This window comes from Vibrio sp. NH-7, assembly GCF_053643215.1.
Map to the genome: position 1 here is coordinate 1,739,550 of NZ_CM132187.1, position 22,152 is coordinate 1,761,701.

At 45.8% G+C, this 22,152-nt stretch carries 22 protein-coding genes; 4 read left to right on the forward strand and 18 right to left on the reverse strand.

Annotation, left to right across the window (positions count from 1 at the left end; translation table 11 throughout):
• The first annotated feature begins 16 nt into the window (after nt 1-16).
• A complete protein-coding gene (locus tag ACUALS_RS08050) occupies nt 17-1,651 on the forward strand; it encodes a methyl-accepting chemotaxis protein (protein WP_454448122.1) in 1,635 nt (544 codons plus the stop codon).
• 107 nt (nt 1,652-1,758) lie between these two features.
• Here ACUALS_RS08050 and ACUALS_RS08055 read toward each other — a convergent pair whose 3' ends face one another.
• Complete coding sequence (locus ACUALS_RS08055) at nt 1,759-2,460, reverse strand: substrate-binding periplasmic protein (RefSeq protein WP_454448123.1); 702 nt, start codon at nt 2,458-2,460, stop codon at nt 1,759-1,761.
• 174 nt (nt 2,461-2,634) lie between these two features.
• Nucleotides 2,635-2,991 (reverse strand): PilZ domain-containing protein, encoded by a 357-nt coding sequence (locus ACUALS_RS08060; protein WP_454448124.1) that lies wholly within the window; start codon nt 2,989-2,991, stop codon nt 2,635-2,637.
• 277 nt (nt 2,992-3,268) lie between these two features.
• Here ACUALS_RS08060 and rarD point away from each other — a divergent pair, with 277 nt between their 5' ends.
• Nucleotides 3,269-4,159: an EamA family transporter RarD gene (gene rarD / locus ACUALS_RS08065; RefSeq protein WP_454448125.1), complete on the forward strand. Its 891-nt coding sequence runs from the start codon at nt 3,269-3,271 to the stop codon at nt 4,157-4,159.
• 27 nt (nt 4,160-4,186) lie between these two features.
• On the opposite strand, the gene ACUALS_RS08070 is transcribed toward rarD, so the two are convergent.
• Together ACUALS_RS08070 and ACUALS_RS08075 are read right to left on the reverse strand one after the other, a co-directional pair.
• Nucleotides 4,187-5,605: a basic amino acid/polyamine antiporter gene (locus tag ACUALS_RS08070; protein WP_454448126.1), complete on the reverse strand. Its 1,419-nt coding sequence runs from the start codon at nt 5,603-5,605 to the stop codon at nt 4,187-4,189.
• A 518-nt stretch (nt 5,606-6,123) separates the two neighbouring features.
• Nucleotides 6,124-6,345, reverse strand: a complete 222-nt coding sequence (locus ACUALS_RS08075) for a hypothetical protein (RefSeq protein ID WP_454448127.1) — start codon at nt 6,343-6,345, stop codon at nt 6,124-6,126.
• Between the two features lie 204 nt (nt 6,346-6,549).
• Between ACUALS_RS08075 and ACUALS_RS08080 the strand changes: the two genes are divergently transcribed.
• On the forward strand, nt 6,550-7,416 hold the full coding sequence (locus ACUALS_RS08080) for a patatin-like phospholipase family protein (RefSeq protein WP_454448128.1): 867 nt from the start codon (nt 6,550-6,552) through the stop codon (nt 7,414-7,416).
• Between the two features lie 47 nt (nt 7,417-7,463).
• Here the strand turns inward: ACUALS_RS08080 and ACUALS_RS08085 are convergent, their stop codons facing one another.
• The 8 genes from ACUALS_RS08085 to ACUALS_RS08120 all read right to left on the reverse strand — a co-directional run bounded on the left by ACUALS_RS08085 (nt 7,464) and on the right by ACUALS_RS08120 (nt 14,453).
• Nucleotides 7,464-8,066 carry a 2OG-Fe(II) oxygenase gene (locus ACUALS_RS08085; RefSeq protein WP_038134730.1) on the reverse strand — a complete coding sequence of 201 codons (603 nt, stop codon included), beginning with the start codon at nt 8,064-8,066 and terminating at the stop codon, nt 7,464-7,466.
• 102 nt (nt 8,067-8,168) lie between these two features.
• Nucleotides 8,169-8,513: a DOPA 4,5-dioxygenase family protein gene (locus ACUALS_RS08090; RefSeq protein ID WP_454448129.1), complete on the reverse strand. Its 345-nt coding sequence runs from the start codon at nt 8,511-8,513 to the stop codon at nt 8,169-8,171.
• Between the two features lie 51 nt (nt 8,514-8,564).
• Complete coding sequence (locus tag ACUALS_RS08095; protein WP_005472015.1) at nt 8,565-9,203, reverse strand: response regulator; 639 nt, start codon at nt 9,201-9,203, stop codon at nt 8,565-8,567.
• Nucleotides 9,196-10,557, reverse strand: coding sequence for a cache domain-containing protein (locus ACUALS_RS08100; protein WP_454448130.1), 1,362 nt, complete (start codon nt 10,555-10,557; stop codon nt 9,196-9,198). The genes ACUALS_RS08095 and ACUALS_RS08100 overlap by 8 nt, the downstream gene beginning before the upstream one ends.
• 88 nt (nt 10,558-10,645) lie before the next feature.
• Nucleotides 10,646-11,929 carry a TRAP transporter large permease gene (locus ACUALS_RS08105; protein ID WP_005472108.1) on the reverse strand — a complete coding sequence of 428 codons (1,284 nt, stop codon included), beginning with the start codon at nt 11,927-11,929 and terminating at the stop codon, nt 10,646-10,648.
• Between the two features lie 2 nt (nt 11,930-11,931).
• Entirely contained in the window at nt 11,932-12,480 is a 549-nt protein-coding gene (locus ACUALS_RS08110; protein WP_005472145.1) for a TRAP transporter small permease subunit, read from the reverse strand.
• A gap of 126 nt (nt 12,481-12,606) precedes the next feature.
• Complete coding sequence (locus tag ACUALS_RS08115) at nt 12,607-13,695, reverse strand: TRAP transporter substrate-binding protein (RefSeq protein ID WP_038191892.1); 1,089 nt, start codon at nt 13,693-13,695, stop codon at nt 12,607-12,609.
• Between the two features lie 386 nt (nt 13,696-14,081).
• Nucleotides 14,082-14,453, reverse strand: coding sequence for a hypothetical protein (locus ACUALS_RS08120; RefSeq protein ID WP_038134371.1), 372 nt, complete (start codon nt 14,451-14,453; stop codon nt 14,082-14,084).
• 218 nt (nt 14,454-14,671) lie between these two features.
• Between ACUALS_RS08120 and ACUALS_RS08125 the strand changes: the two genes are divergently transcribed.
• Nucleotides 14,672-15,337, forward strand: coding sequence for a DUF2982 domain-containing protein (locus ACUALS_RS08125; RefSeq protein ID WP_038191890.1), 666 nt, complete (start codon nt 14,672-14,674; stop codon nt 15,335-15,337).
• A 64-nt stretch (nt 15,338-15,401) separates the two neighbouring features.
• On the opposite strand, the gene ACUALS_RS08130 is transcribed toward ACUALS_RS08125, so the two are convergent.
• The 6 genes from ACUALS_RS08130 to ACUALS_RS08155 form a co-directional block, all read right to left on the reverse strand.
• A complete protein-coding gene (locus ACUALS_RS08130; RefSeq protein ID WP_005472085.1) occupies nt 15,402-16,058 on the reverse strand; it encodes an MBL fold metallo-hydrolase in 657 nt (218 codons plus the stop codon).
• 89 nt (nt 16,059-16,147) lie between these two features.
• Nucleotides 16,148-16,690: a YcbK family protein gene (locus ACUALS_RS08135; RefSeq protein ID WP_005471928.1), complete on the reverse strand. Its 543-nt coding sequence runs from the start codon at nt 16,688-16,690 to the stop codon at nt 16,148-16,150.
• 185 nt (nt 16,691-16,875) lie between these two features.
• Nucleotides 16,876-18,429: a L,D-transpeptidase family protein gene (locus ACUALS_RS08140; RefSeq protein WP_454448131.1), complete on the reverse strand. Its 1,554-nt coding sequence runs from the start codon at nt 18,427-18,429 to the stop codon at nt 16,876-16,878.
• A gap of 137 nt (nt 18,430-18,566) precedes the next feature.
• Entirely contained in the window at nt 18,567-19,646 is a 1,080-nt protein-coding gene (locus ACUALS_RS08145; RefSeq protein WP_454448132.1) for a DUF1513 domain-containing protein, read from the reverse strand.
• Nucleotides 19,636-20,667 carry an imelysin family protein gene (locus ACUALS_RS08150; RefSeq protein ID WP_454448133.1) on the reverse strand — a complete coding sequence of 344 codons (1,032 nt, stop codon included), beginning with the start codon at nt 20,665-20,667 and terminating at the stop codon, nt 19,636-19,638. The genes ACUALS_RS08145 and ACUALS_RS08150 overlap by 11 nt, the downstream gene beginning before the upstream one ends.
• A 9-nt stretch (nt 20,668-20,676) precedes the next feature.
• Complete coding sequence (locus ACUALS_RS08155; protein WP_454448134.1) at nt 20,677-22,062, reverse strand: di-heme oxidoreductase family protein; 1,386 nt, start codon at nt 22,060-22,062, stop codon at nt 20,677-20,679.
• Nucleotides 22,063-22,152: the final 90 nt, after the last annotated feature.

Here is a 22,152-nt window from a genome sequence, read left to right on the forward strand (position 1 = left end):
CATTTAGGATAACACTATGCGAAGCAGACTTACGATTAAGCACAAGTTGGCCTTACCGATTGTGCTGTTGGCGGTCATCATTGCGATTACGACCTTGGTTAACGTACTTCAAGCCAATCAACAAGAATCGTTGAACGAGCAACTTAACAAGGATGTTCAGCCCGTCATGGAGGCCCTTGAAGACGGCTACCGCGATCTCTACCAAGTAATCACCGCTGCCCAAGGGTTGATGTTGGCAAAAAATCAGCAAGAGGTTGACTACAACATTGCTGAATTTAAAGACAACGCCTACAAAGCAGAGCCACGTCTAAGTCAGGTTCGCGAACTTATTAGCAAAGGCTACCTGCCTCAAAACCAACTTCGAGTCGCAGACCAACTCACCAAAGCAACAAATACTTGGATCAGTTTGTATGAACCAATGTTTAGCTCCCCAAGTAGCGCAAATGACTACTATGAAGCGAATCAAACTAAGCTGGACGCAGAGTTTCAAATCATACGCACCAACTTACGTTCGATCCGTTCGATGATCGATGAGGTTCAACTTGAGCTGCGTGCACAAGTTTCTGATTCCATCTCTTATAGTAAGTTTGTACTCGAGTTTGGTGCAGCGATCGCCGTTGTATTGGTCGTACTTTCGTTCTGGATCTCTCATCGACTCGTGCTTGTCCCAATTAAGAATATCGGGGCGGCGATGCAAGACATTGCCAGCGGAGATGGCGACTTATCGAAACGCATCGACGTGACCAGCAATGATGAACTGGGTAAGCTCGCCGAAGGATTCAACTCGTTTGTCAGCCGAATTCACTCAACGGTAGAACAAGTCATTGTGTCATCGAATGCGGTTCGGGCTGAAATGGAGAACATTAAGTCGTTAACTCAATCCGTCGCTGAGTTCTCTGGCCAACAGCAGCAAGAAAGTGAAATGGTTGCGACTGCGGTAAATGAGATGCAAGCAACCAGTCAGACGGTGGCATCGAATGCGGAGGAAGCAGCCTTAGCAAGCACCAAAGCCAACGGCGAAGCGACAAACACCGATAAGATCTTGTCGACAACGGTTGGCTCTATCGAAACATTGGCCTGTGAAATCGACAACGCGAGCCAAGTCATCCACAACCTTGATGCTGATGTCGGCAACATAGCCTCGATTCTTGATGTTATCCGTGGCATCGCTGAACAAACAAACTTGCTGGCGTTGAATGCTGCGATTGAAGCCGCTCGTGCTGGAGATCAAGGGCGTGGGTTTGCGGTGGTTGCGGATGAGGTTCGATCACTCGCGAGCAGAACGCAGGAAAGCACCGGTGAGATTCAAGCCATGATCGAGAAGCTTCAAGAAGGCGCACGTCAAGCGGTGACGGTAATGGAAGCCAGCAAAGAAAGTGGTCAGCAGACAATTTCAAGTGCGGGCAGTGCATCGGACTCTTTGAAAGAAATTATGGCGTCAATATCGTTGATGAATGAGATGAACACACATATCGCCACCGCTGCAAGCGAGCAAAATAGCGTAAGTGAAGATGTGAACAACAATGTCGTTCGTATCCTAGACAACAGCAATCATATGGTAGAAATGGTAAGCAGTGCCGAAAACGCGTGTCTGTCGCTTTCAGCCCAGTGTGAAACGCTTGACAACTTAGTCGCTCAATTCAAGGTCTAAACCAACGCAAATCGGCTTATGTAGCGTAAATCTCAGTGACTGCACTGTTCGTGTGGTCACTGCTTCCTTGCCAAGAACTCCCGATTCTCATCCCCTCCCCCCACTAATCAAGGCTCGATCGGGCTGAGCTCCAATATTGTGGTATTAAGTTCATCCATAAATGTAGGATGACGATCGAGGTATTCTTTGGAGATGTAAATACCGAAAGCCTTTTCCGCCTGCAAAATCACATCATAGCTTGGGTTATCTTCAAAATGATGGTTAAACACTTCCTCAGCGACAAAGACGGCATCGACGGCTCCGTCGTCTAGCTTAGCAATCAATGAAACAATATTGTCTGCGGGGTCGATACGCTTGTATCCTGATGTCTTAAGCCACTTATCCGTATTGGTATTGAGTAAGCTCGCCACTCTAAACGCGGAATCAGGAGAGGCAGAGAAATCATGCTCGCTCCCTGCTAACACAACCCACACCCAACGATTAATCATGAGAGGAAGGGAAAAGACCGCGTGCTCATCTCTCTCTGCGTTTTTTGACGCCATAAAGAATCCATCAGAACGCCCTCTACGCAGCTCCGCCAGCGCTCGGCCATGGTTTGAACCCAGTCTGATGCTGTACTTCACGTCCATGGTATCCAAAATTGCTGTCACTTTATCGATACCGATGCCTACCAATTGCCCATCTTGATCCATCGTTGTGTAAGGCGGGAAGTCCGGCAGGAAAAATCTTATCTCGTCTTGTCCATAAACAAGCGGACTCAACAAAAATAAAATCGTCGCTACATACCGTCTAAATAGCTTGGCAAACATGAGAGCACCAATAATGAAACATACTAATGACTATAGGCTGATTTTGTCGCTATCCCCAAGTATGGAGTTGAAAAGCCATACAAAAAGCCCTCTGAGTAAGAGGGCTAAGATAAATTGCGAACACGTAAAGCGTACAATGTAATGTTTTGTCTGTAAGCTGGCTAAACCACAACCTTAAGCTGCTTGCATTTTTAGCCGTTCAAAATGACGAGGAAATACATTTTTGATATGTCGCTGCTCTTCGACCATGTTTTTAAAAGAAGGGCCTTTATTGAGCTGTACAATCACTTCATCGTTGTCAAAACGCAAAACAGCACCTTCGATAGACACTTCACAATCGTTGTGCAGTGAAAGTACACCTTTCATCGTCAACCCTTTATATAGGCTGCTCAAATTATGCATAAGTACACGAATACCACCCTCAGACACTTCTGTTACGTGGTACAGTTCTTGTGAAAAGCGAACGCAAGGCCGGCCCCGCTTGGGGTACTTAAGGCGATAAAATTTACGCTTTTGCTCCATGTCACTCATGATCGTGCTCCTTTAACCATAAGTCTCCAGCTATCTCATTAGTATAGCGCTTTACTCGTTAGCTACACGTTACCAGAGTTTAAAAATCAATTCACTACTCATAATTATCGACCATTACTCTCTCACCTTTAGATAAAAGCGTTGAATATTAAACCCTTACCTAATCAACTCAACCATAAGCCATTGAAAATAAAGGCTTTAAATCTAAGGCAAATCGCTTTACTTTTCAGAGTGTTAGACGTACATTCCGTTCACTTTCTAATCTGTGAGCAAGAGCATGTCTGAGCAACGTTTAGGCAATTGGATGGCCGCTATCTCGTTCTTTTTATGGGGTATTCTCCCTCTTTATTATCAATATTTACCCAAGGCCGCGATGGATGAACTACTCGCCGTTCGTCTGTTGGCTTCCATTCCGTGCGGCTTCATTATCGTGCTTGCAGTCACAAAATCGTTACCAAACTGGAAAACGATTTGGGCAGACAAGTTTTCACTCAAGTTGACCTTCATTGGCAGCTTGATGATGTCTATTTCATGGACAGCTTTTACATGGGCGATGACTAACGACCGAGTGATCGATGCAAGTCTTGGCTTTTTTATCAGCCCATTAATGATGAGTGCGCTCGGTGTGTTCGTATTAAAAGAAACACTATCGACAGGTAAAAAAGTCGCGCTTGTGTTGGCGTCTATCGGACTTAGCTACCAAGTTGTTCAGTATGGTCAGTTGCCAATCATTGCGCTTATTATGGCGACCTTCTTCACGTTGTACGGCTGGTGTAAGAAACGTATTCGTTACGACTGGAGCACATGCCTATTCATGGAAGCGGTTGTCATGCTTCCTCTTGCATTTGGCTATTTAGCTTACAAAGAACTGGCCGTTGGCACTGAAGTCTTACACATGGGGTGGGAAACATTCGCCCTCTATTTTGGCGCCGCACCTGCCACGCTCATCCCGTTAGTGTTCTATTCCATTGCAATTCGCTTAACGACCATGTCAACGGTCGGTCTCATGCAGTACATTGAACCGTCCATTCAATTCATGATCGCGGTATTTTTGTTCGGCGAGATCTTTGACGAAGTAAAGCTGGTCAGTTTCAGCTTTATCTGGGCTGGATTACTGTTCACGATTCTAGAATCGATAAGGGGACGTTACCGTCTCAACAAGATATAAAAAAATCCCCTTTCGGGGATTTTTTTATTAAAGCTGAACGTCGAGCATACCCTGCCACATTAAGCCAACCGCCAATAATGCCGCCACACTCAAAATACACGCGCCGACTCTTTCTTTACCATTGAAAGGGTCAATCCCCTGCTCTCGCTTTGCTTGAATGTAAAAATACAGACCAGGAACATAGAGTACCGCGGACAAAAGTAAATAGTTCAAACCAGAGGCATACAGAAGCCACAATCCATAAATCGTTGCTCCAGCCCCTACTAAAAGCAAGCTGCCGCGGTTTTTCTCTTCGATGGCGATTTTCAGCACAAATGCCCCGACTAGGAAATACGGTACCAAGATCATCTCTGACGCGATAATCAACAAGGTGTCGTAAGTACTGCCTGCAAACATCACCACAATGAGTGAAATCTGAATCCATACGTTAGTTAAGGTGAGTGGTTTTATTGGGCTTCCCGCTTGGTTCAGCTCACCATATTTTGATGGGAACATCTTTTCTTTCGCGCAAAGGTAAGGTGCTTCAGAAGCCAATACCGTCCAGCTTAAAAACGCGCCACATACAGAAATCAGCAAACCGACGCTGATAATGTATTGCCCCCAAGGACCTAATATTTGCGTCAAAACCGTCGCCATGGAGGGGTTTTGATACGTTGCTAGCTCCGTAGGTTTCACTACGCCCATGGACAATAACGTGACAAACACATAAATCGCCAGCGCGGTCAGCAAGCCAAGGATGGTCGCTCGACCAATGTCTTTGCGGTTTCGAGCGCGACTCGACACCACGACCGCCCCCTCAATACCAATAAAGACCCACACAGTCACCAGCATAGTGCTTTTCACTTGTGCTAAAAGATCATGCTGATCGCCAAAATGCACGCCCGTGAAGTCCAAAGTAAACGTATCCCAGCTGAACGCGACAAACGCGCAAAACACAAAAATCAGTAAGGGGACCAGTTTAGCGTATGTGGTGACCATGTTGATCAAAGCAGCGGTTTGAACACCACGAAGGACTAGAGCATGAACCAACCACAGCAAGCAAGAAGCACCAGCGACCGATACCCAGGTATTGCCCTGTCCGAAAATAACGTTATCTGGCGTATCGAAAAGCAAGCCCAAGGTACTGAAAACAATCACCAGATAAGAGACGTTTGCCAACATTGCACTGAGCCAGTAACCCCAAGCGGAACAAAAACCGACAAAGTCTCCAAAGCCTTCTTTTGCATAGCCAAATACACCGCTATCGACATGAGGTCGATGGAACGCGAGTTTCTGGAAAGATAACGCTAAAAAAATCATGCCTATTCCTGTGATTGTCCAGCCAATCATCACAGCTGCAGGGCTTGCGACAGACGCCATATTCTGGGGCAAGCTAAATACACCGGCACCGATCATTGAACCAATGACGATTGCGGTAAGCGAGCCCAAGCCAAGTTTATTATCCATTTTTATTATCCGAGGGAACAGGTTTCTCTATTTTGGGAAGACGCATTTTACGCCTAAAAAACGCTAAGAGGCAGATCAGGTGTGAGCGATATCGCATAGATTGGGAGTAAAACCGAACTTTCATTGTTACTGATCAATTCCGGCGCCGCATTATATGAATTTTACTCTGCCTTACAACTGTAATTTAAAATAATAACACCAAATAACATCGATATATGGAACATTTCACTAACATACACACATTGATCGAAATTATGAAAAGAAGAAAAATTCATCATTAGAGTGACTAATTATCCACAATTTAACAGAAATAATGCGAAAAACTCTGAATTAATCAGCACAAGCTTTCAGATAGTCTAAACTGAAAGAAGCACTCAGTTACAGCCACTGAGTCTCCATTACTTCCTGTGTTACGGCCGCTGTTTGGTGTCATTGTCAAAAATTACACTAACAACACGCGGTCTTTTTTTGCGCGCAATAAAGCGAAAGGGAAGCGCTGGGCTTCCCTTTGTTTGAAATTAATGAGATCGCTCACCTGAGTTGGGCGAGAGATCCGTTGGTTTATATATGTCAGCTAACGTACGCTCTTTCACTTTTTTACTGCGTTTAACCGATATGAAATCAGAATTTTCTTGAACACGGATCGCTTGCTCGTGCGCTTTTGCTGATTGAATAAACTCAGGATCGGAAAGCGCCTTTTGACGCAGGCGGTTTACTCGTTCAATGGTTTCCCAGATCATATGCCACCTCCTTTATCTGTTTATGCATACAGTATAGTTGAGTTCTGTAGATCGTCAAATAATACTGTGTATAAAAACAGGTTATCAAAAACCAGCGAAGCGACCATTTGGTTTTGCCTATTCCAATAATTAGTAAAGCCGATTAGACCGTCTTGGCGCTCTTTCATAGGATCACAACTATCCTGAACTAGATAGAAAAAAGTTATGAAAGCATTGGTTGTTGAAGGCGGAGCGATGCGTGGTATTTTTGCTGCGGGTGTGTTAGATCGCTTTATCGAAGAGGATTACTATGAGTTTGATTTTGCCATCGGAGTGTCTGCTGGGGCATCAAACCTTGTTGGTTATTTGTCTAAACAGCATGGCAGAAGCCAAAAAGTGATTTGTGAATTAGCGACTGATAGAGCGTTTTTCAATCCAAAACGGTTCGTCAAAGGCGGAAATTTAGTGGATGTAAAATGGCTGGTTGCTGAATCGAATAAACGCTTTCCTCTTGATGATGCGACGTTATTCTCAAACCTACCCCTGATTGCCACAACAACCAATATTGAAACAGGCAATGCGGAGTACTACCAAGTAAATACAGAGAACATCACTGCTGTTCTTGAAGCCACCAGCGCGCTGCCTATTGCCTATAAAGCCACGCCATGCTTTTCTGGCGGCTGTTATACCGACGGCGGAGTGGCGGACTCCATTCCTGTTATCGAAGCCTACCGCCAAGGTGCAAACGAGATCACCGTCATTCTCTCTCATCCACTCAGCTATGAAATGCCACCTATGCGTCATTCGTGGTTGATGGATAAACTATTGGCAAAGCAGCCAATGATCGCCAAAGCCATGGCACAAAGAGCTAGCCGTTATAACCAATCGCTTGAGTTCATCCGCAATCCACCGACTGGCGTCACGGTACGTGTGATCGCCCCTGATGATACATTTAACGTTAAACGATTGACCATGAATCACAACGTTTTAATGAGGGGCTATGAGATGGGTACAAAAGAGGGAGCAAAACATATCGCGAGCCGCGAAGGACGATTTGGTTTAACCAAAGAGAACTGCCATTTTTGCTTTTAAGATCAACTTGCCAAGATCGCAAACAACGCGATCTTGGTAAACGGTCTCTAGCGAGCAATATCAAGTTGGTTATCTTTTACGCCGTTAACGCGAAACCAACCTGCGATACTAAAGCGCTCGGTATTGGTGGGCAACACTTCGTGTGGAAACTGCTCAGATAAGAACACAAACAGGCGACCTGACTTTGGTGGCAGGGTCATCAGCGGGTTGTCATCTAAATCATACACAACCAACTCTCCGGCATCTTCCTCACTCCACTCGTCGTTCATATAAAAGACCGTGGTCAGGCGACGGTTTTCATTGCCTTGAAAGCAGTCCAGATGCTTTTGATAAAAATCACCTTTCTCATACTTGGCAAAGTGCGCTTCATATTCGAATAACCCCAAGAAGAAATGGCGATTCGCTTCCAACCGAATTTGCTCCATCTTGCTCAGGTAATTGGCGACGGGCGTACCCATACTTGGTGTGAGCCACTGAATTTTGTCACTGCGAATGGAAGACTCTCGAGTCACTTCTTCATTGCGACCAATACGAGCTTTCTTCCAATTCTCAGGTATACACTCTTTGAGTTCTGAGACCTCTTGAGCGGATAGAAAATCATCCCAAACATAGTAGCCCTGAGTAAACAAAGCGTCGATAAGTGGGTTCATCATAATAGTTGTCCAATGAATAGATTCAGAGGACGCCTTATACAGGTAAGGCTATTTTAGTGACAAATCAGGTTCTTTGTCGTGAAGGACAAAGTTCGTTGATTAAGCATCAAAAATTGACAACTTAAGAGGAAGAGGCTCACCTAACCAGTAGGCAAAATCCGTATGGTCTTGGTATTCGTTATCTGTCACGGCGTGCACCAACACGGACATCTCCTGACGATTTTTATCAAGCCAATCAATAACCTTGTCAAACTGCTTTGAGTCAAAATCGATGGAAAAGCTCCAGCTTAGATGTGGGCCAACAAGACCACGGTTAAAGCGTCCAACAGAAAGCTTTAATTCCTCGCGAGCGTAACCACGAAGCGAATAGGCGGTATCACTTGTGTGCTCGTCAAAATAAACGTGGGCATGATAATGCTGGTGAAGATTCTTAGGGTAACTCATTGTGCATACTTGATTTGTTCGGTCAAACGCATACTAACTGACCCAATATCACTAGTCGACCAATCCACGTTCAACCGCGTATTTGGCGAGCTCAGCCGTACTGTGTAAATCGAGCTTGTGTTTGATGTTCTGTCGATGAGTCTCAACGGTTCGATAGCTGATGTTGAGCATAGCAGCGACCTTTTTGCTGCTATGCCCCTGTGCGACAAGCTTGAGTACCGCCTCTTCTCGTCGGCTCAGTGGGTTTGGCTTTTGGCTGGCGGGAACGACATCTTGAGAAAACAGCGTTTGAGTCACGGACTCACAAAAGTACGTCGAGCCTTGATTAACCGTTTTGATGGCCTGAACCATCTTATCCGCACTGATTTCCTTAAGCATGTAACCGACCGCGCCCACTTGCATGACCTTCATTATGTATTCGCGGTTGTCATGCATGGTTAACATCAAAATTTTCGCTTGCGGGTTTTCTTCGCGGATCATATTTGTCGCCTCAATGCCATTCATGATTGGCATACTGACGTCCATCAAAACCACATCGGGCTTCAACTGTTTTACCCTTTCTACCGCCTCTAACCCATTACTTGCTGTCCCGATAACCTCGATTTCAGGCTCCATTTGTAAACGAGCCATAAATCCATCGAGTACCACCTGGTGGTCGTCTGCGATAACAACTTTGATTACATCACCCATACACCAATCCATCCAGTTCTAAGAGCACAGTGATCTCGGTACCAAAGCCCGGCTCACTTTCAATTTCAAAATCTCCGCCGATAAACTCGACGCGCTCACGCATGTTACGTAAGCCAATCCCTTGTTTACGCATGGCTGTAGAAACGTCAAACCCTACACCATCATCTCTAATAATAAGCTGTAGCATATTGCCCATTTGCTGCAAAATCACGCTGACTTTGTTGGCATTGGCGTGTTTTCCGATGTTGGTCAAGGATTCTTGCGCCACCCGATAAAGCGTCGTTGCCACTTCGGACTTTAACTTGCCTGACTCGGTCGTCAGTGACGACTCCACCTCAACACCGGAATGCGCTTTAAAGTCTTGCAGCAGACTGTTCATGGCAGCCTGTAAGCCAATGTCATCCAGCGCACTGGGGCGAAGTTGGTGTGAGATATGACGAACTTCATTGATTGCTGTCATCAAGGAATGCTGAGACTTGACGAGATGCTGCTGCAACTCGGGTTGGTCAATTTTATTGCTGAGCAGTTCGAGATGACATTTACTCGACACCAAAAGTTGATTGATGCCATCATGTAACTCTCTGGCAAGATGCTTTTTCTCATCTTCTTGAAACATCACGGTTTTGTGCGCCAACTCTTTTAAGCTTCGATCTGCTAGCTTGTGCTCGTGTAGATTGACCGCCAACGTGATCACGACAATCACGGCAACCGTCACAATCATAATGAGAATCACTGTAAAGAAGGTGGTTTCGATGTTCTTGTTGATTTCGGATTGAAGCCGAGCCACCTCTTTGGAAATGTCTTCAATGTAGAGACCCGTTCCGATCATCCAGTTCCATTTATCTAGCCAAGCGGCATAGCTTAGCTTCGGAACACTTTCCCCTGAGGAGGGTTTTTGCCAAAGATATTCGTGATAGCCTCCCCCGTTTCGAGCTTGGTGTAACAAGGCTGCAATCAGAAAGTCACCATTTTCATCCTGAATATCAATCAGGTTCTGACCCACTAATTCAGGAATGATGGGATGAACAAGATTAACGCCCGTCTCGTCATAAGCGAAGAAATACCCATCTCCTTCCGTACCATAACGCAGCTTGTCGATGATCTGTTTTACTTCTTGTTTCGCAACCTCTTCCGATAGATTCGGGTCATTATAAATATGAGAAATGGCGTCAAACGCGAGATCCACACTGTCTTTAAGTGCGGTCTCTTTAGATTTGATCAAACCAGCACGAAATAACTCGACTTCCTTTTTGCCAAGGGTTTGAGCTTGGTAAATAGAGATCCAACTGGTGATCGCCGTTACCAGTAATAACGGGACAAGGCTGAGCAAAATAAGTTTAGCTTGTAGAGGCATTCCATTCCCCTTAATACAACGAAAGCCGCTTACGGCCAGTAAGCGGCTTAACTATAGCAATGATTGTTAATTATCTGTAACTATGCGGTCACATTCCGTAAAACTCGGGGAAAACCAACAAACTAGCGAGAACCAGTATCTGAATTGCGATAAATGGCATTACCCCTCGGTAGATGTCTTGTGTTGTGACGCCTTTCGGAGCTACCCCTTTTAGATAGAACAAGCTAAAACCAAATGGAGGCGTTAGGAATGAGGTCTGAAGGTTCATAGCGATAAGAATTGCAAACCACGTCATATTGATGCCTAGGATCTCGGCAACAGGCGCCAAAATAGGAACAATGATGAAACAGATTTCCACGAAGTCGATAAAGAAACCAAGCACCAAAATGACAAGCATCGTGATGATGAGGAAGCCCCATTTCTCACCTGGGATATTCAGCATCCACTCTTCGACTAAGTAGTCACCGCCCGTATAAGTAAACGCCATAGAGAAAGCCGTTGCACCGAGTAGAATCGCGAACACCATTGCCGTTACTTTGACGGTTTCTTTGGCTGCCTCATAGACCATCGACCAACTAAACTGACCGTATAGAAGTGCAAGAATAATCGCACCAGCACCACCTAGCGCTGCCGATTCTGTTGGCGTTGCAACACCGGCGAAGATAGAACCGAGAACCACAACAATCAGTGCGAGTGGCGGGATAACCGCTTTCAATGCCGTGATTACCTCTTGCTTGCGATCCATCGTGCCATCGCTAGGGATAGGTTGCGCAGCCTCTGGGTTTAGCTTCGCGTAGATAAGGATATAGATGACATAAGCCCCCACTAAGACAAGGCCCGGCCACACCGCCGCTTGGAAAAGATCACCAACAGGCACGCCCAATACATCACCCAGCAGAATCAAAACGATAGAAGGTGGGATGATCTGCCCCAACGTTCCTGACGCACAAATCGTACCGCAGGCAAGACCTTTATCGTAGTTGTACTTGAGCATCACAGGCAATGAGATAAGCCCCATCGCAACGACCGAAGCCCCTACCACACCCGTTGATGCCGCGAGCAGCGCGCCAACCAATACGGTTGAGATCGCAATCCCCCCACGTACACCGCCAAACAACTTGCCCATTGACTCAAGCAACTGTTCCGCAAGGCGAGTTTTTTGCAGCACTAGGCCCATGAAAACAAACAGTGGCACAGCCATCAGGACGGTGTTTTCCATGATCGACTGAATTCGATACGGCATGAAGGCAAACATCTCCCAACCTTCTGCCCAAACACCAAAGATCAACGCGATACCACCAAAGGTAAACGCAACAGGGAAGCCAAGTAGTAGAGCGAACAAGGCAACGAAAAACATTACAATACCGACCATGATTAGCTCTCCGACTTTTGGTTCTGACTTGCTTGGTAAAGAAGGTGAGGATTCACAATCTTATTGATTGAATGCAGCAACAAGCCTACGCCACTGACTGCCATAAAGAAGAATGATAAAGGGATCATCGCTTTAATGATCCAGCGATAAGGTAAGCCACCAGGGTCACCCGAAGTCTCTCCTAGCGCGTAACTCTCCTTCGCAAAGTCGATACCGTAATAGGCAACCAGTAGGCAAAATGGGAAAAGGAAAAAAAGTGTGCCTAACACATCGATAATGGCCTGCGCTTTATTCGATAAGCGCTCATAGAAAAGGTCGACTCGTACATGGCCCCCAGCTTTGATCGCGTAGGGAACACCTAACAAAAATACAGCAGAAAACAGGTGCCATTCCATCTCTTGGAATGCAATAGAGACATCGTTAAACACGTAACGCATTACAACGTCATAGACGACATTAGCAAGCAACAAGATAAACAAAATGCTTGATAACCATCCAAGGAAGTCACCAAAGCGATTAAACGCTCGCTCAATATAAATTAGGCTTCTCATTCCCTACTCCATGGAATTTTGAATGAAACGCCACTTAAAGGTGGCGTTTAGTTTGATTAGATTTCTTGGGCTTCGCTGACAAGGTGACAGTGTCACCCAGTCAGCATTTTGATTTATGTGTTTTTGTTATTGAGCTTGGCTATTTAGGTATGCACGGTGCGAAATGTTAGACCACGGACGAACTTGGTTGATGTAGTCTGCTTGCGATTGTTGAATTTCTTTCGCCATTGCATCTTTCTCAGCGTGTGCCTTCAATAGACGATCATTTGCTTCACGCAGCGCCGTCATGACCTCTTCTGGGAAGTCTTTAACCTGAACATTCGGGTACTCAGATTGGATAGACGCCCAGTTTTTGCCACTTTCATGCTTAGATTGAGTGTACATATCGTAAGCAGCGGTTTTCATTGCCACTTGAAGGATCGCTTTTAGATCATCTGGTAGACGTTCCCACACACGTTTGTTGACTAAGAACTGAAGTTCCGTCCCTGGCTCATGCCAACCTGTGTAGTAGTAAGGTGCAATTTTGTGGAAACCCATACGCAAATCGAGTGATGGACCAACCCACTCAAGCGCATCGATGGTACGACGCTCTAAAGAAGTGTACAGCTCACCAGGGGCAATGTTCGTCGGTTTAGCGCCAAGCTCAGCAAGGATTTCACCGGCAAAACCTGGAATACGCATTTTCAAACCTTGTAGGTCTTCAACTGAGTTGATCTCTTTTTGGAACCAGCCGCCCATCTGGGTATCCGTGTTACCACCAGGGAAAGAAAGCAGGTTATGAGGAGCGTAAACCTTTTCCATCAGCTCCATGCCGCCACCGTAGTAGAACCAAGCGTACTGCTCTGTTGGCAGCATACCGAAAGGCATTGAAGTGAAATAAAGAGTGTTAGGTACTTTGCCTTTCCAGTAGTAAGACGCAGAATGGCCAAGATCATACTGGCCTGATTTCACCATATCGAAAACACCCAATGGCGCTTTGTGCTTGTTTGCAGAGTCGATGCGAATTTGCAAACGACCGTTTGACATTTCCTCAGCCATCTTTGCCATGTTTTTGGTCGCGTCACCAAAAATCGGGAAATTTGGTCCCCACGTTTCCGCCAGTTTCAAGCGATACACTTTTTCTGCAGCACTAACCGATGTCGCCGCCATCATTAGCGCCGCAGCCACTGCTGTACCTTTTAGTACTCGTTTTAAAGATTGTTTGATAAGACTCATGTTCACGTCCTTTGTTAGCCGACATACCTTCATAGGTAGTTTCTGTTCCGGTTAAAGAGTCGTACAAGACATGAAAAGATGAAATCAGCGAGAACACGCACTGTTATTAACAATTACAAACAGCGTAATACTTATGGCGTACGTAGTAATACGTACTACAAATTATCTAGCGCTATGAAAATTAATAAGTTAGAAATAAGAAGCAGGAAAAAACAAGCAAGATATACGTAGAAACAAATTTTGACTAGAAATGTAGGAAAAATGTAATAAGTGTGACAAGTAGGTCGTTTTTATGCGCTTGGGTTTATAAAACAGAAAGCCTCGAACACGTCGAGGCTTCTAAAGCATTATGCCTAATGAATATCACTAGGTAAGCAGAGCGGTTACTAAACAGCTTTGTAGATAACCTTGTTGCCCGCTAGCTGCTCTTTGACCACTAGATTCTCTTCTAGTAGTTTTTTAAGAGCACCCGTCGCCCAAGATGCTGCTTTCGCATCTTCCTGGCCTGCTTCTAGGCCGATACCTTTAGGGTTAATGCCTTCCGCATTTGCCACAACGATATCCAGAACTTGTTGCTGTTTTGGCGTTAATGCAACGTCAGTTGCTTTAGCTACAACAACTTTCTCCGCTGCTGGCGCTGCAGCTACTTTCTTCTCAACTACAGGCTTCGCTTTCTTTGTTGCTGCTACATTTGCAACTGTCGCTTTAATACGCTTTTGCAGTTTCATCTGCACTTTGCGCTTATGAGCAAGTCTCATCGAGTATTTCTCCATTTCACTGCATACGGAGCAGTGGTGAAAATTTGAAGCGCGATTTATACCAAAATTTTGCAGTCATTTACAGCGTATGGTCAGCTTTATAGACCAAAAATGCGTGATATCCGGTTATCAGACTACAATTTAATCAATAGGGTTTATGATCTTTTTCCTAACTACTGAATATATAAACAGAGGTTTAAACGTCACGAGTGGCCGCTATGGAAACACTGCACTTATCCAATCAACCGCTAGATTTTCGCTCACCATTTGCCAAGATAGTCGGATGGTTGCTCACCATCGGCGTCTTATTTCTGGTTATGTATGCGCCGGGATTGCAACAAGCCCTTTTAACCCTAGTGGCGGTTTGCTCAGTGATTGGCTTTGCCTACCTGATGATTCAAAAAGCAACCGTAGGCTACACCTTAACTGCCACTCATTTTCAGCAACACCTGTTCAAAGGCGGTTGGGTCGTAAAATGGACGAACATAAGCAAGATCGGCATTTGTCATTACGATCAAGAAGGGTGGCAACAGCCCCTACCCTGGATTGGCATCAAGCTCAAAGACTACTCGCCCTACCTAGAGAGCATTTGTCCTCGAATTGCGACAGAAATACTGTTGAGCCAACGGGCGCTGCTTTACCTTGGCGCACGGCAACACAATCAAGGCACCCGATTTGAGGACATTGTGCTTGATTCAACGCCCTACAAAAACAACCGCGGTGAAGAGTTTAAAGGGTTGCAAGCCATGCTCGCTAACCGAATGGCTTATCAAAGACGCTATTTTGATTACGATATTTTTATCTCGGCACAAGATCTCGATCGACCCATAGAAGAGTTCGTTGGTTTGACGCGGCGCTATCTTGCCGCCGCAGAAGCAGATTGAAATCCTGCCTAGAAAACTAAAAAGACCGCACTCAGCGGTCTTTTTGAAATGTCTAAACGGCCATTTAGTACAACGGCATCTCATCGGCCACAAACGGGTTTGATGCTCGCTCGCGGCCAAAAGTGGATTCTGGACCATGACCAGGAACGAAGCGCACCTCATTTCCTAAAGGCCAGAGCTTAGTCTTGATAGAGCTAATCAGTGTGTTGAAATCGCCTTTGGGAAAATCAGTACGGCCAATAGAACCGTTAAACAGTACATCTCCGACAAAGGCAAGTTTGGCTTCGTTACTAAACAGTACCACATGACCTGGCGTGTGCCCTGGTGTATGAATCACGTCCATAACCTGATTCCCGAATACGACTTTGTCACCCTCTTCCAACCATTGATGAGGTTCAAACGCTTCGGTAAGCGGAAAACCAAACATCTGGCTTTGGTTTTCTAGACCTTGCAGCCAAAAGTTGTCATCTTTATGAGGGCCAACGATTTCAATTCCACCAAGCTCTGCCGCAAGCGGTTCAGTGCCCCCTACATGGTCTAAGTGGCCATGAGTCAGTACGAGTTTGACAACCTTCACACCGAGCTCTTTGATAAGCATTGCAAGTTGTTTTACATCACCGCCGGGATCCACCACTACCCCTTCCATTGTTTCATCGCACCAAACGATAGAACAATTTTGAGAAAACGAGGTAACGGGAACAACTTGGTACTTCAAAGACATAAACGAACCTTTATCTATAGCTAAACTGGCTGAACTATGACATCTGGCTGGTTATTTGACAATAGTCGCAACCTTATTGCCTTAGCGTGCTACGACCAATAGCGTACTGGACCGGTGTCAATATGAATAAAGTTACTGCGAGGGTAATAGCCAACGCCACCCGCTTTTAAGCTGATTGCAGCATCTCGCACTTGTTTTAGATTGACACCATCAAGACGGAAATCGATGGCTTGACCAAGCATGTGATAGCTTTTCTTCGCGACGCCACCTGAATTGCTTCGAAGCGCTTCATTCGTCGCAGGAGAGCGATATCCAGAAATGACAATCACTTCAGACTCAACCCCTAACTCTGACTGAATGAGAGAGATTTGGTCAAATAGGTATTTATCCATGGTGTGAACTTCATTACGGCGGAAATCGCGGCACAAATGGTCAATGCGAGAAAGTTCGTTTTTGACATATTTCTGACCATCAAAGTAGCACGCTTCTAGTTCTTCACCGGTATTAAGCGCTTTAAGTGCTAATGCTCTCGGTTCATCGGGGAGTGAAGCGAAAGCCAAACTTGGCGCACAACTCGCAACGACTAAGCCACTCCCTGCTAATTTAATAAAATCTCTTCGTGAAAAATCCACAACAAAATGCCTTCATATAACGGTTTATTGGAAACGTGTCGCGAAATGACACTACCTAACTCTTATATGAAGTGCAAATGCATAAATCGTGCTCACAATATGCAAAATCGCAGCTTTTATTGCTTAACCTTTGATCGAAATACAAAAAATAGTTCGATGAGTGAATTGTCATTTTTAGGTCAATCTCACCCTTTTGTGTAACCAAAGGTATCTAGCTGATAAATATCTTCTCTGTAGTGGGTTTTGCCTTCTTCAAACCAAGCGGTTTGATAGATGATGTGTACGGGGATACGTTTACGAAGAGGGATTTTCTTGTTCGAGCGATCCGCCTCCGCTGAGAGTTTACTTTTCGTCAGCCCTTGATGTTCAAGTAGGCGAGAAGCAAAAACATCCGCGTGTTCGACTCGAATACACCCAGAACTAAACGCTCGCTGAGGCTCGTTAAAAAGCCCTTTGCTCGGAGTATCATGCAGGTAAATAGCACGTTTGTTCGGGGTGTTGAACTTATAAAGTCCTAGTGCATTTTGGTTGCCAGAGCGTTGGGTCATCCGATAAGGAAACGACTTAGGGTTCATCGCGTCCCAATCTATTTGCTGCGGATCAATACGTTCTTTCGAACCCCACTTGGGCAAAATCTCAATGTGTTGCCTGGTGAGGTATTCAGGATCCTCTTTCATTTTAGGAATGATGTCCTCAACCATAATTTTCCACGGTACATTCCAAGTCGGATTGAGGATCAATGTATCAAGGTTGGTGATCATCAGAGGGGTCGGTCTTGCTTGGCGACCCACCACCACTTTCGATTCAAATACGTTTTTTCCCCCATGCCAGTAGGTCATTTCATAACTGGGCACATTAACGACAATTATGGTGTCTTTATCGCTCGGCCAATAGCGAATCCGTTCGGCATTCAACGCCAATGTTGTTAATCGATCTTTCATCGACACATTGAGCCACTTAGCTGTTTCAGGACCGATGACACCGTCTTCTTTTAATCCATGCAACTTCTGAAACTGCTTAATCGCAGGGACTAGACTCATGTCGTAATAAGTGACATCACGCCTAACGTTTGCCAGATCGACATCAACGACGCTTAGGCGCTCTAAAAGAAGCTCTCTATCAAGTAGCTTGTCGCCGACTTTGATCAAACCGCCTTGCTCAAGCAAAGGGATATTGCGTTTGTCGTGTTTGGAAATATGTAGGTAGGTATCAATCAAGCGAAGGTAGTCTGGGCTGTCTGGCGTGTAGGACTCAATCAGCGCCGACAACTGCTGATTGGCAACGGCTCGTCGGACTGCGACTACAGCATCTGTAGGGATAGGCTGCAGCGATTCAGTCAACTTGCGCTCAAAAAACCATTCTCCACCATTGGTTTTGGCTTTTTCCGCATAGTTAAGATATAGGAGCAAGGTATCTGTCGCCAAGAGATCATATTCAAACCAACGATTGCTCTTACGATAAAACTGTAAATAGCTTAATTGTCGGGAAAACAGCGGACTAAATCCTGCGTGTTGAATCACCTCCAACTGGAACTCAAGACTACTACCCTGCTGAAGATCAAACCAAATAAGCTGTTCGCCGTTTTCTTGGTAGATTTGTTCGACCACAGACGGATACTGTAGCAACGCATTCAGTTTGCTATCAGCACTTGTCCACCCTAATTGATGGAAATAATCTGAGGCAAAAACCTGTAACGGAAACAACCACACCATCAACAACCAAGTTTTCCAAACCCTCATAACACATCCCTTTTTACGCTGATAAAAGAAAGTATGGCAGAGAAGATTGAAGATAGTGTGACTTGTTTTTAAGAATTTAATAAAGGTCTTGGTAATTCAAACTTTTATTAATAATTTACTGTTCTAACGCAGCGCACCTAGGCGATTGCTGACCAATGGTTATCCCACTGCACCCCAGACTGAAATGTGCTTTTATCACTCGGAGAAGACTGAGTGATCACACTGCCCGCTCCGGAGCTGACTCGAAAATGTCTATCATGCGCGACGACACCGGAAGCATCTGGCAATGGGGCCAACTCCACCAGCTGCCGACTTTGTTTCGACCATATCCCATAACAGTTACCTCGAGGGGATGTGGCCAAGATCCAATCTTCGGTCGCCGCGATGCTTGCGATGTAGTGATTGAACCTAGCCCACTGCTCAGGCTCTGCCTCAAGAGAGGTCAGCGATTCTCCCTTTTTATGTATCGCTAGCAACGCAGGGTACTCGTCTGGTTCACCTCGATATTGTTGACCACACAACACAGTCTCGCTTCCGTCATGGGCTAAGTGGCGAATACTTAAGTGACGGTCGGCAAGGGTCTGCTGTTCAATCAACTCGCCGTTGCGATCCAAATAACTCAAACTTGGCATCATTGTCGACAAGTTAAGCGGCTTTCGCCCGTCAGTATGGACACCGCCGACACCAATCGCCAAGGTGTCATTGGGCATCATGATCACTTCATGCGGACCTAGGCCAAAATCGGTGAACTCCGCGACTTTCTCGTAACCCGCGACCACGTCATAAACGCCTATAATTCCTTTACTGGTATCACGCTCACCTTCGGTGGCATATAGCCATTGACCATCATTCGAGTAGACGCCATGGCCATAAAAGTGACGTTTTACATGGGCAGAACGAACGTTAACGACCTCACCAGTTTGATAGTCAAAGACAACAAAAAATGTGCCTGGCCGACGTGCAAATGCCACCCCGTGACGAAATCGTTTATTGGTTGCCACGCCATGACCGCGCTCTGGCAACGGGATGTGAAACAGTGGCGAGCCAAATTCATCGGCAACAACCGCACTGTACTGTCCTCGTCCCTTAATCGCGCAGCCGATCAAAGCAGGCTCTCGGCGTGAAGGTGTCGAGGTACAACCTAATGGCAGTATCGGGGCGGCAGCGCCAAAAAGTGCCGCTTTGAGCAATGAGCGCCTTGTCTTATCAGTCACCATCAGTTGCGTTAAATCCTATTACGACACCCAGTTCAATCGCCACTTCTTCGTGAATCAAATATTTTAACTGCTCTAACTTGTTGTAGTTCGAGTAAGCCAAGCGATACCCTTCTTTCGATTGGAGCAAATCAAACAAACTGACATCAACAGGCCATGTCTCTATCGTCATATCGAACTGCCTCAAGATACGATTAGCCAGATCCGAATATCCTCTTTGACGAAGCAACGCATCCAACCCTTGCCCATTTGCCAGATAGAGTTCTCGCATTGAGATGACATTCGCTTTCAATTGCGTCATTGATGTTTGAGAGCGCCAAGATTCAGTAAAGTAAGGTCGAGGTTGGCCAAATTTAGCCAATGGTCGACTCATTTTCTTCATGCTGTATTCGAGCTGATTAGACAGCAAAGCGATGTACTCAGATGTCCATGCTTTGTCATCTAAGCGCTTCCAAGGATTCGTTTGCCATGCAGCGTAAATCGCATTGGCGTTGTTATTTAAGTTCTGGCTAATCGCAATTGCCGTATGACAGACACGGCTTTGAGGCGCGAGCGATGAGCTCTCATCATAGAGCAGCCATTCCAGTGATCCGAGACCTTGAACCGTCACGCTTTGCTGCGCTATCTCGGATGCGGACCACGCTTTGTCTTGTCGAATTAGGCTCGACATCTTCCGCCCTGTGGTATTTTTTTTGTCTGGCCAAAATTGGACATTCCAGCTTTGTGCAAGTGCCGCCTCTGGGCCTCGCTCTTGACCTTGCAGCGCCATCCAGCTTTCCATCGTGCTGCGCCACTGCTGTCGAGTAGCATCGAGCGACACCGATTCTGCGCAATACTGTTCAAACTGACGACTCAACAAATCACTCTGCTGGGCAAATTTCTGAGCGGCATAATACTCAACTTGATAGACGCCTTGACTGGCATGATTCGTCAGCTCTGGCTCGGTGATTTTGTCTGACTGAGACTGACAACCAAAGAGCCCCATCAATGCAACGGACGCTGCCGTTATCTGAAACCTATTCATGTTGAACCCTTACAGTGAGTTGAGAAATGTGATTAACGCATCACGCTCAGTTTGACTAAAAGTAAGCACCGTCTGCTTCGCGTTTTCCGCTTCTCCGCCATGCCAAAGCACCGCTTCCATTAGGTTTCGCGCTCGTCCATCGTGTAGGAAATAGGTGTGTCCGTTGACTTCTTCAGTGTAACCGATACCCCAAAGCGGCGCCGTGCGCCATTCGCGCCCATTGGCTAGATACTCAGGTCTGTTATCCGCGAGCCCCTCTCCCATATCATGAAGCAACATGTCGGTATAAGGGTGGATTATCTGATTTGAAAGCGCAGGCAGTCCTTCACGTTCGCCAGTTTTCACATTCGTCTTATGGCAACTCTCACAGCCCGCTTTTGCGAACAGCGCCTGGCCTTTTTGAACCAAAGGATCATCTAAATTGCGACGGATTGGCACCGCTAAATGTTGTGAATAGAATTCGACAAAGTTGAGAATTTTTTCACTTACTTCTGGATTTCCTCCATTTGGCAACTCGTCACACAGTGTCTGACTGGCAGTGCAGTTCTCTTTCGGAAACAGATAGCTTGTTAGACCGACATCGCCGTTAAATGCGGCGGCATTTTGCTGCATTAAATTTGGCTGACCCGCTTTCCAGCCAAATCGGCCAATCGCAAAATCATTCGCTTGCACATCCCACACTTTGTTGGTTTTACCGGAGATCCCGTCACCATCTCGGTCTTGCTCGTCAGCCCATCGTTGCAAGGTTTCATCGGGAATACTCTCAAGTAAACCTAATCCAATCATGGGCGGCGCTACTCGAGCAGAAAACTGCGTGTCTGGGTGCATCGCTCCATAACCAAGCTCAGTAATTTCGAGCTTAGGTTTTCTCAACGTAACGACGGTACCATCTTTGAATGTGACAGGATGATCACTGTAGGTGATTTTGATTTGCCCTTCAGGTGTTTGGTCTTGAAGCGCAAAATCTTGTAGCTGACCACCGTAAGTGGGTTCTGGGATAACACCATCTTTAATAAAAGCGGCTTTCTGCTCAGGCGTCATTGCGGGGATACTCAGCCTCACTAACATAGAAACTGCATGCAAATCGCCCTTTTCCGGAGGGTGCCCTCGACCATCTTTGATATGACAGTTTTGACAACCATTGGTATTAAATAGCGGACCTAAACCGTCACGCGCATCGGTTGACGCAGGAGCCTGAACCCATGGATTTCGAAAGAAGCTATTACCAACGCTAAAATCCAAACGTTTGGACATCGGTAAGTTACCCGCGGGCAAAGAATAGGCATTCGCGCCGTCTTTTTTTACTGACGTGCCACCACCAGACGCAACCTCGTAGGCAGATACCACAGTGCTAGTAATGAGTAATGCTGAAAGAAAGGAGAATTTGTAAAACATGATACCTAGCGCTCATAGCAAAACCTTATCATTTAAAATATGTAAACAAGAAATATTCTCATTAAATGTAAGGTTATAAAAACAACAAAA

Bases quoted from the DNA above. Each gene is read 5' to 3' on its own strand.
- ACUALS_RS08155 (WP_454448134.1), bottom strand. From the start codon at position 22,062: ATGTTTTACAAATTCTCCTTTCTTTCAGCATTACTCATTACTAGCACT.
- ACUALS_RS08085 (WP_038134730.1), bottom strand. From the start codon at position 8,066: ATGAACCCACTTATCGACGCTTTGTTTACTCAGGGCTACTATGTTTGG.
- ACUALS_RS08055 (WP_454448123.1), bottom strand. From the start codon at position 2,460: ATGTTTGCCAAGCTATTTAGACGGTATGTAGCGACGATTTTATTTTTG.
- ACUALS_RS08130 (WP_005472085.1), bottom strand. From the start codon at position 16,058: ATGTCTTTGAAGTACCAAGTTGTTCCCGTTACCTCGTTTTCTCAAAAT.
- ACUALS_RS08140 (WP_454448131.1), bottom strand. From the start codon at position 18,429: ATGAGGGTTTGGAAAACTTGGTTGTTGATGGTGTGGTTGTTTCCGTTA.
- ACUALS_RS08110 (WP_005472145.1), bottom strand. From the start codon at position 12,480: ATGAGAAGCCTAATTTATATTGAGCGAGCGTTTAATCGCTTTGGTGAC.
- ACUALS_RS08120 (WP_038134371.1), bottom strand. From the start codon at position 14,453: ATGAGACTTGCTCATAAGCGCAAAGTGCAGATGAAACTGCAAAAGCGT.
- ACUALS_RS08095 (WP_005472015.1), bottom strand. From the start codon at position 9,203: ATGGGTGATGTAATCAAAGTTGTTATCGCAGACGACCACCAGGTGGTA.
- ACUALS_RS08100 (WP_454448130.1), bottom strand. From the start codon at position 10,557: ATGCCTCTACAAGCTAAACTTATTTTGCTCAGCCTTGTCCCGTTATTA.
- ACUALS_RS08115 (WP_038191892.1), bottom strand. From the start codon at position 13,695: ATGAGTCTTATCAAACAATCTTTAAAACGAGTACTAAAAGGTACAGCA.
- ACUALS_RS08090 (WP_454448129.1), bottom strand. From the start codon at position 8,513: ATGAGTTACCCTAAGAATCTTCACCAGCATTATCATGCCCACGTTTAT.
- ACUALS_RS08070 (WP_454448126.1), bottom strand. From the start codon at position 5,605: ATGGATAATAAACTTGGCTTGGGCTCGCTTACCGCAATCGTCATTGGT.
- ACUALS_RS08050 (WP_454448122.1), top strand. From the start codon at position 17: ATGCGAAGCAGACTTACGATTAAGCACAAGTTGGCCTTACCGATTGTG.
- ACUALS_RS08105 (WP_005472108.1), bottom strand. From the start codon at position 11,929: ATGGTCGGTATTGTAATGTTTTTCGTTGCCTTGTTCGCTCTACTACTT.
- ACUALS_RS08060 (WP_454448124.1), bottom strand. From the start codon at position 2,991: ATGAGTGACATGGAGCAAAAGCGTAAATTTTATCGCCTTAAGTACCCC.
- ACUALS_RS08080 (WP_454448128.1), top strand. From the start codon at position 6,550: ATGAAAGCATTGGTTGTTGAAGGCGGAGCGATGCGTGGTATTTTTGCT.
- ACUALS_RS08075 (WP_454448127.1), bottom strand. From the start codon at position 6,345: ATGATCTGGGAAACCATTGAACGAGTAAACCGCCTGCGTCAAAAGGCG.
- ACUALS_RS08150 (WP_454448133.1), bottom strand. From the start codon at position 20,667: ATGAATAGGTTTCAGATAACGGCAGCGTCCGTTGCATTGATGGGGCTC.
- rarD (WP_454448125.1), top strand. From the start codon at position 3,269: ATGTCTGAGCAACGTTTAGGCAATTGGATGGCCGCTATCTCGTTCTTT.
- ACUALS_RS08125 (WP_038191890.1), top strand. From the start codon at position 14,672: ATGGAAACACTGCACTTATCCAATCAACCGCTAGATTTTCGCTCACCA.
- ACUALS_RS08145 (WP_454448132.1), bottom strand. From the start codon at position 19,646: ATGGTGACTGATAAGACAAGGCGCTCATTGCTCAAAGCGGCACTTTTT.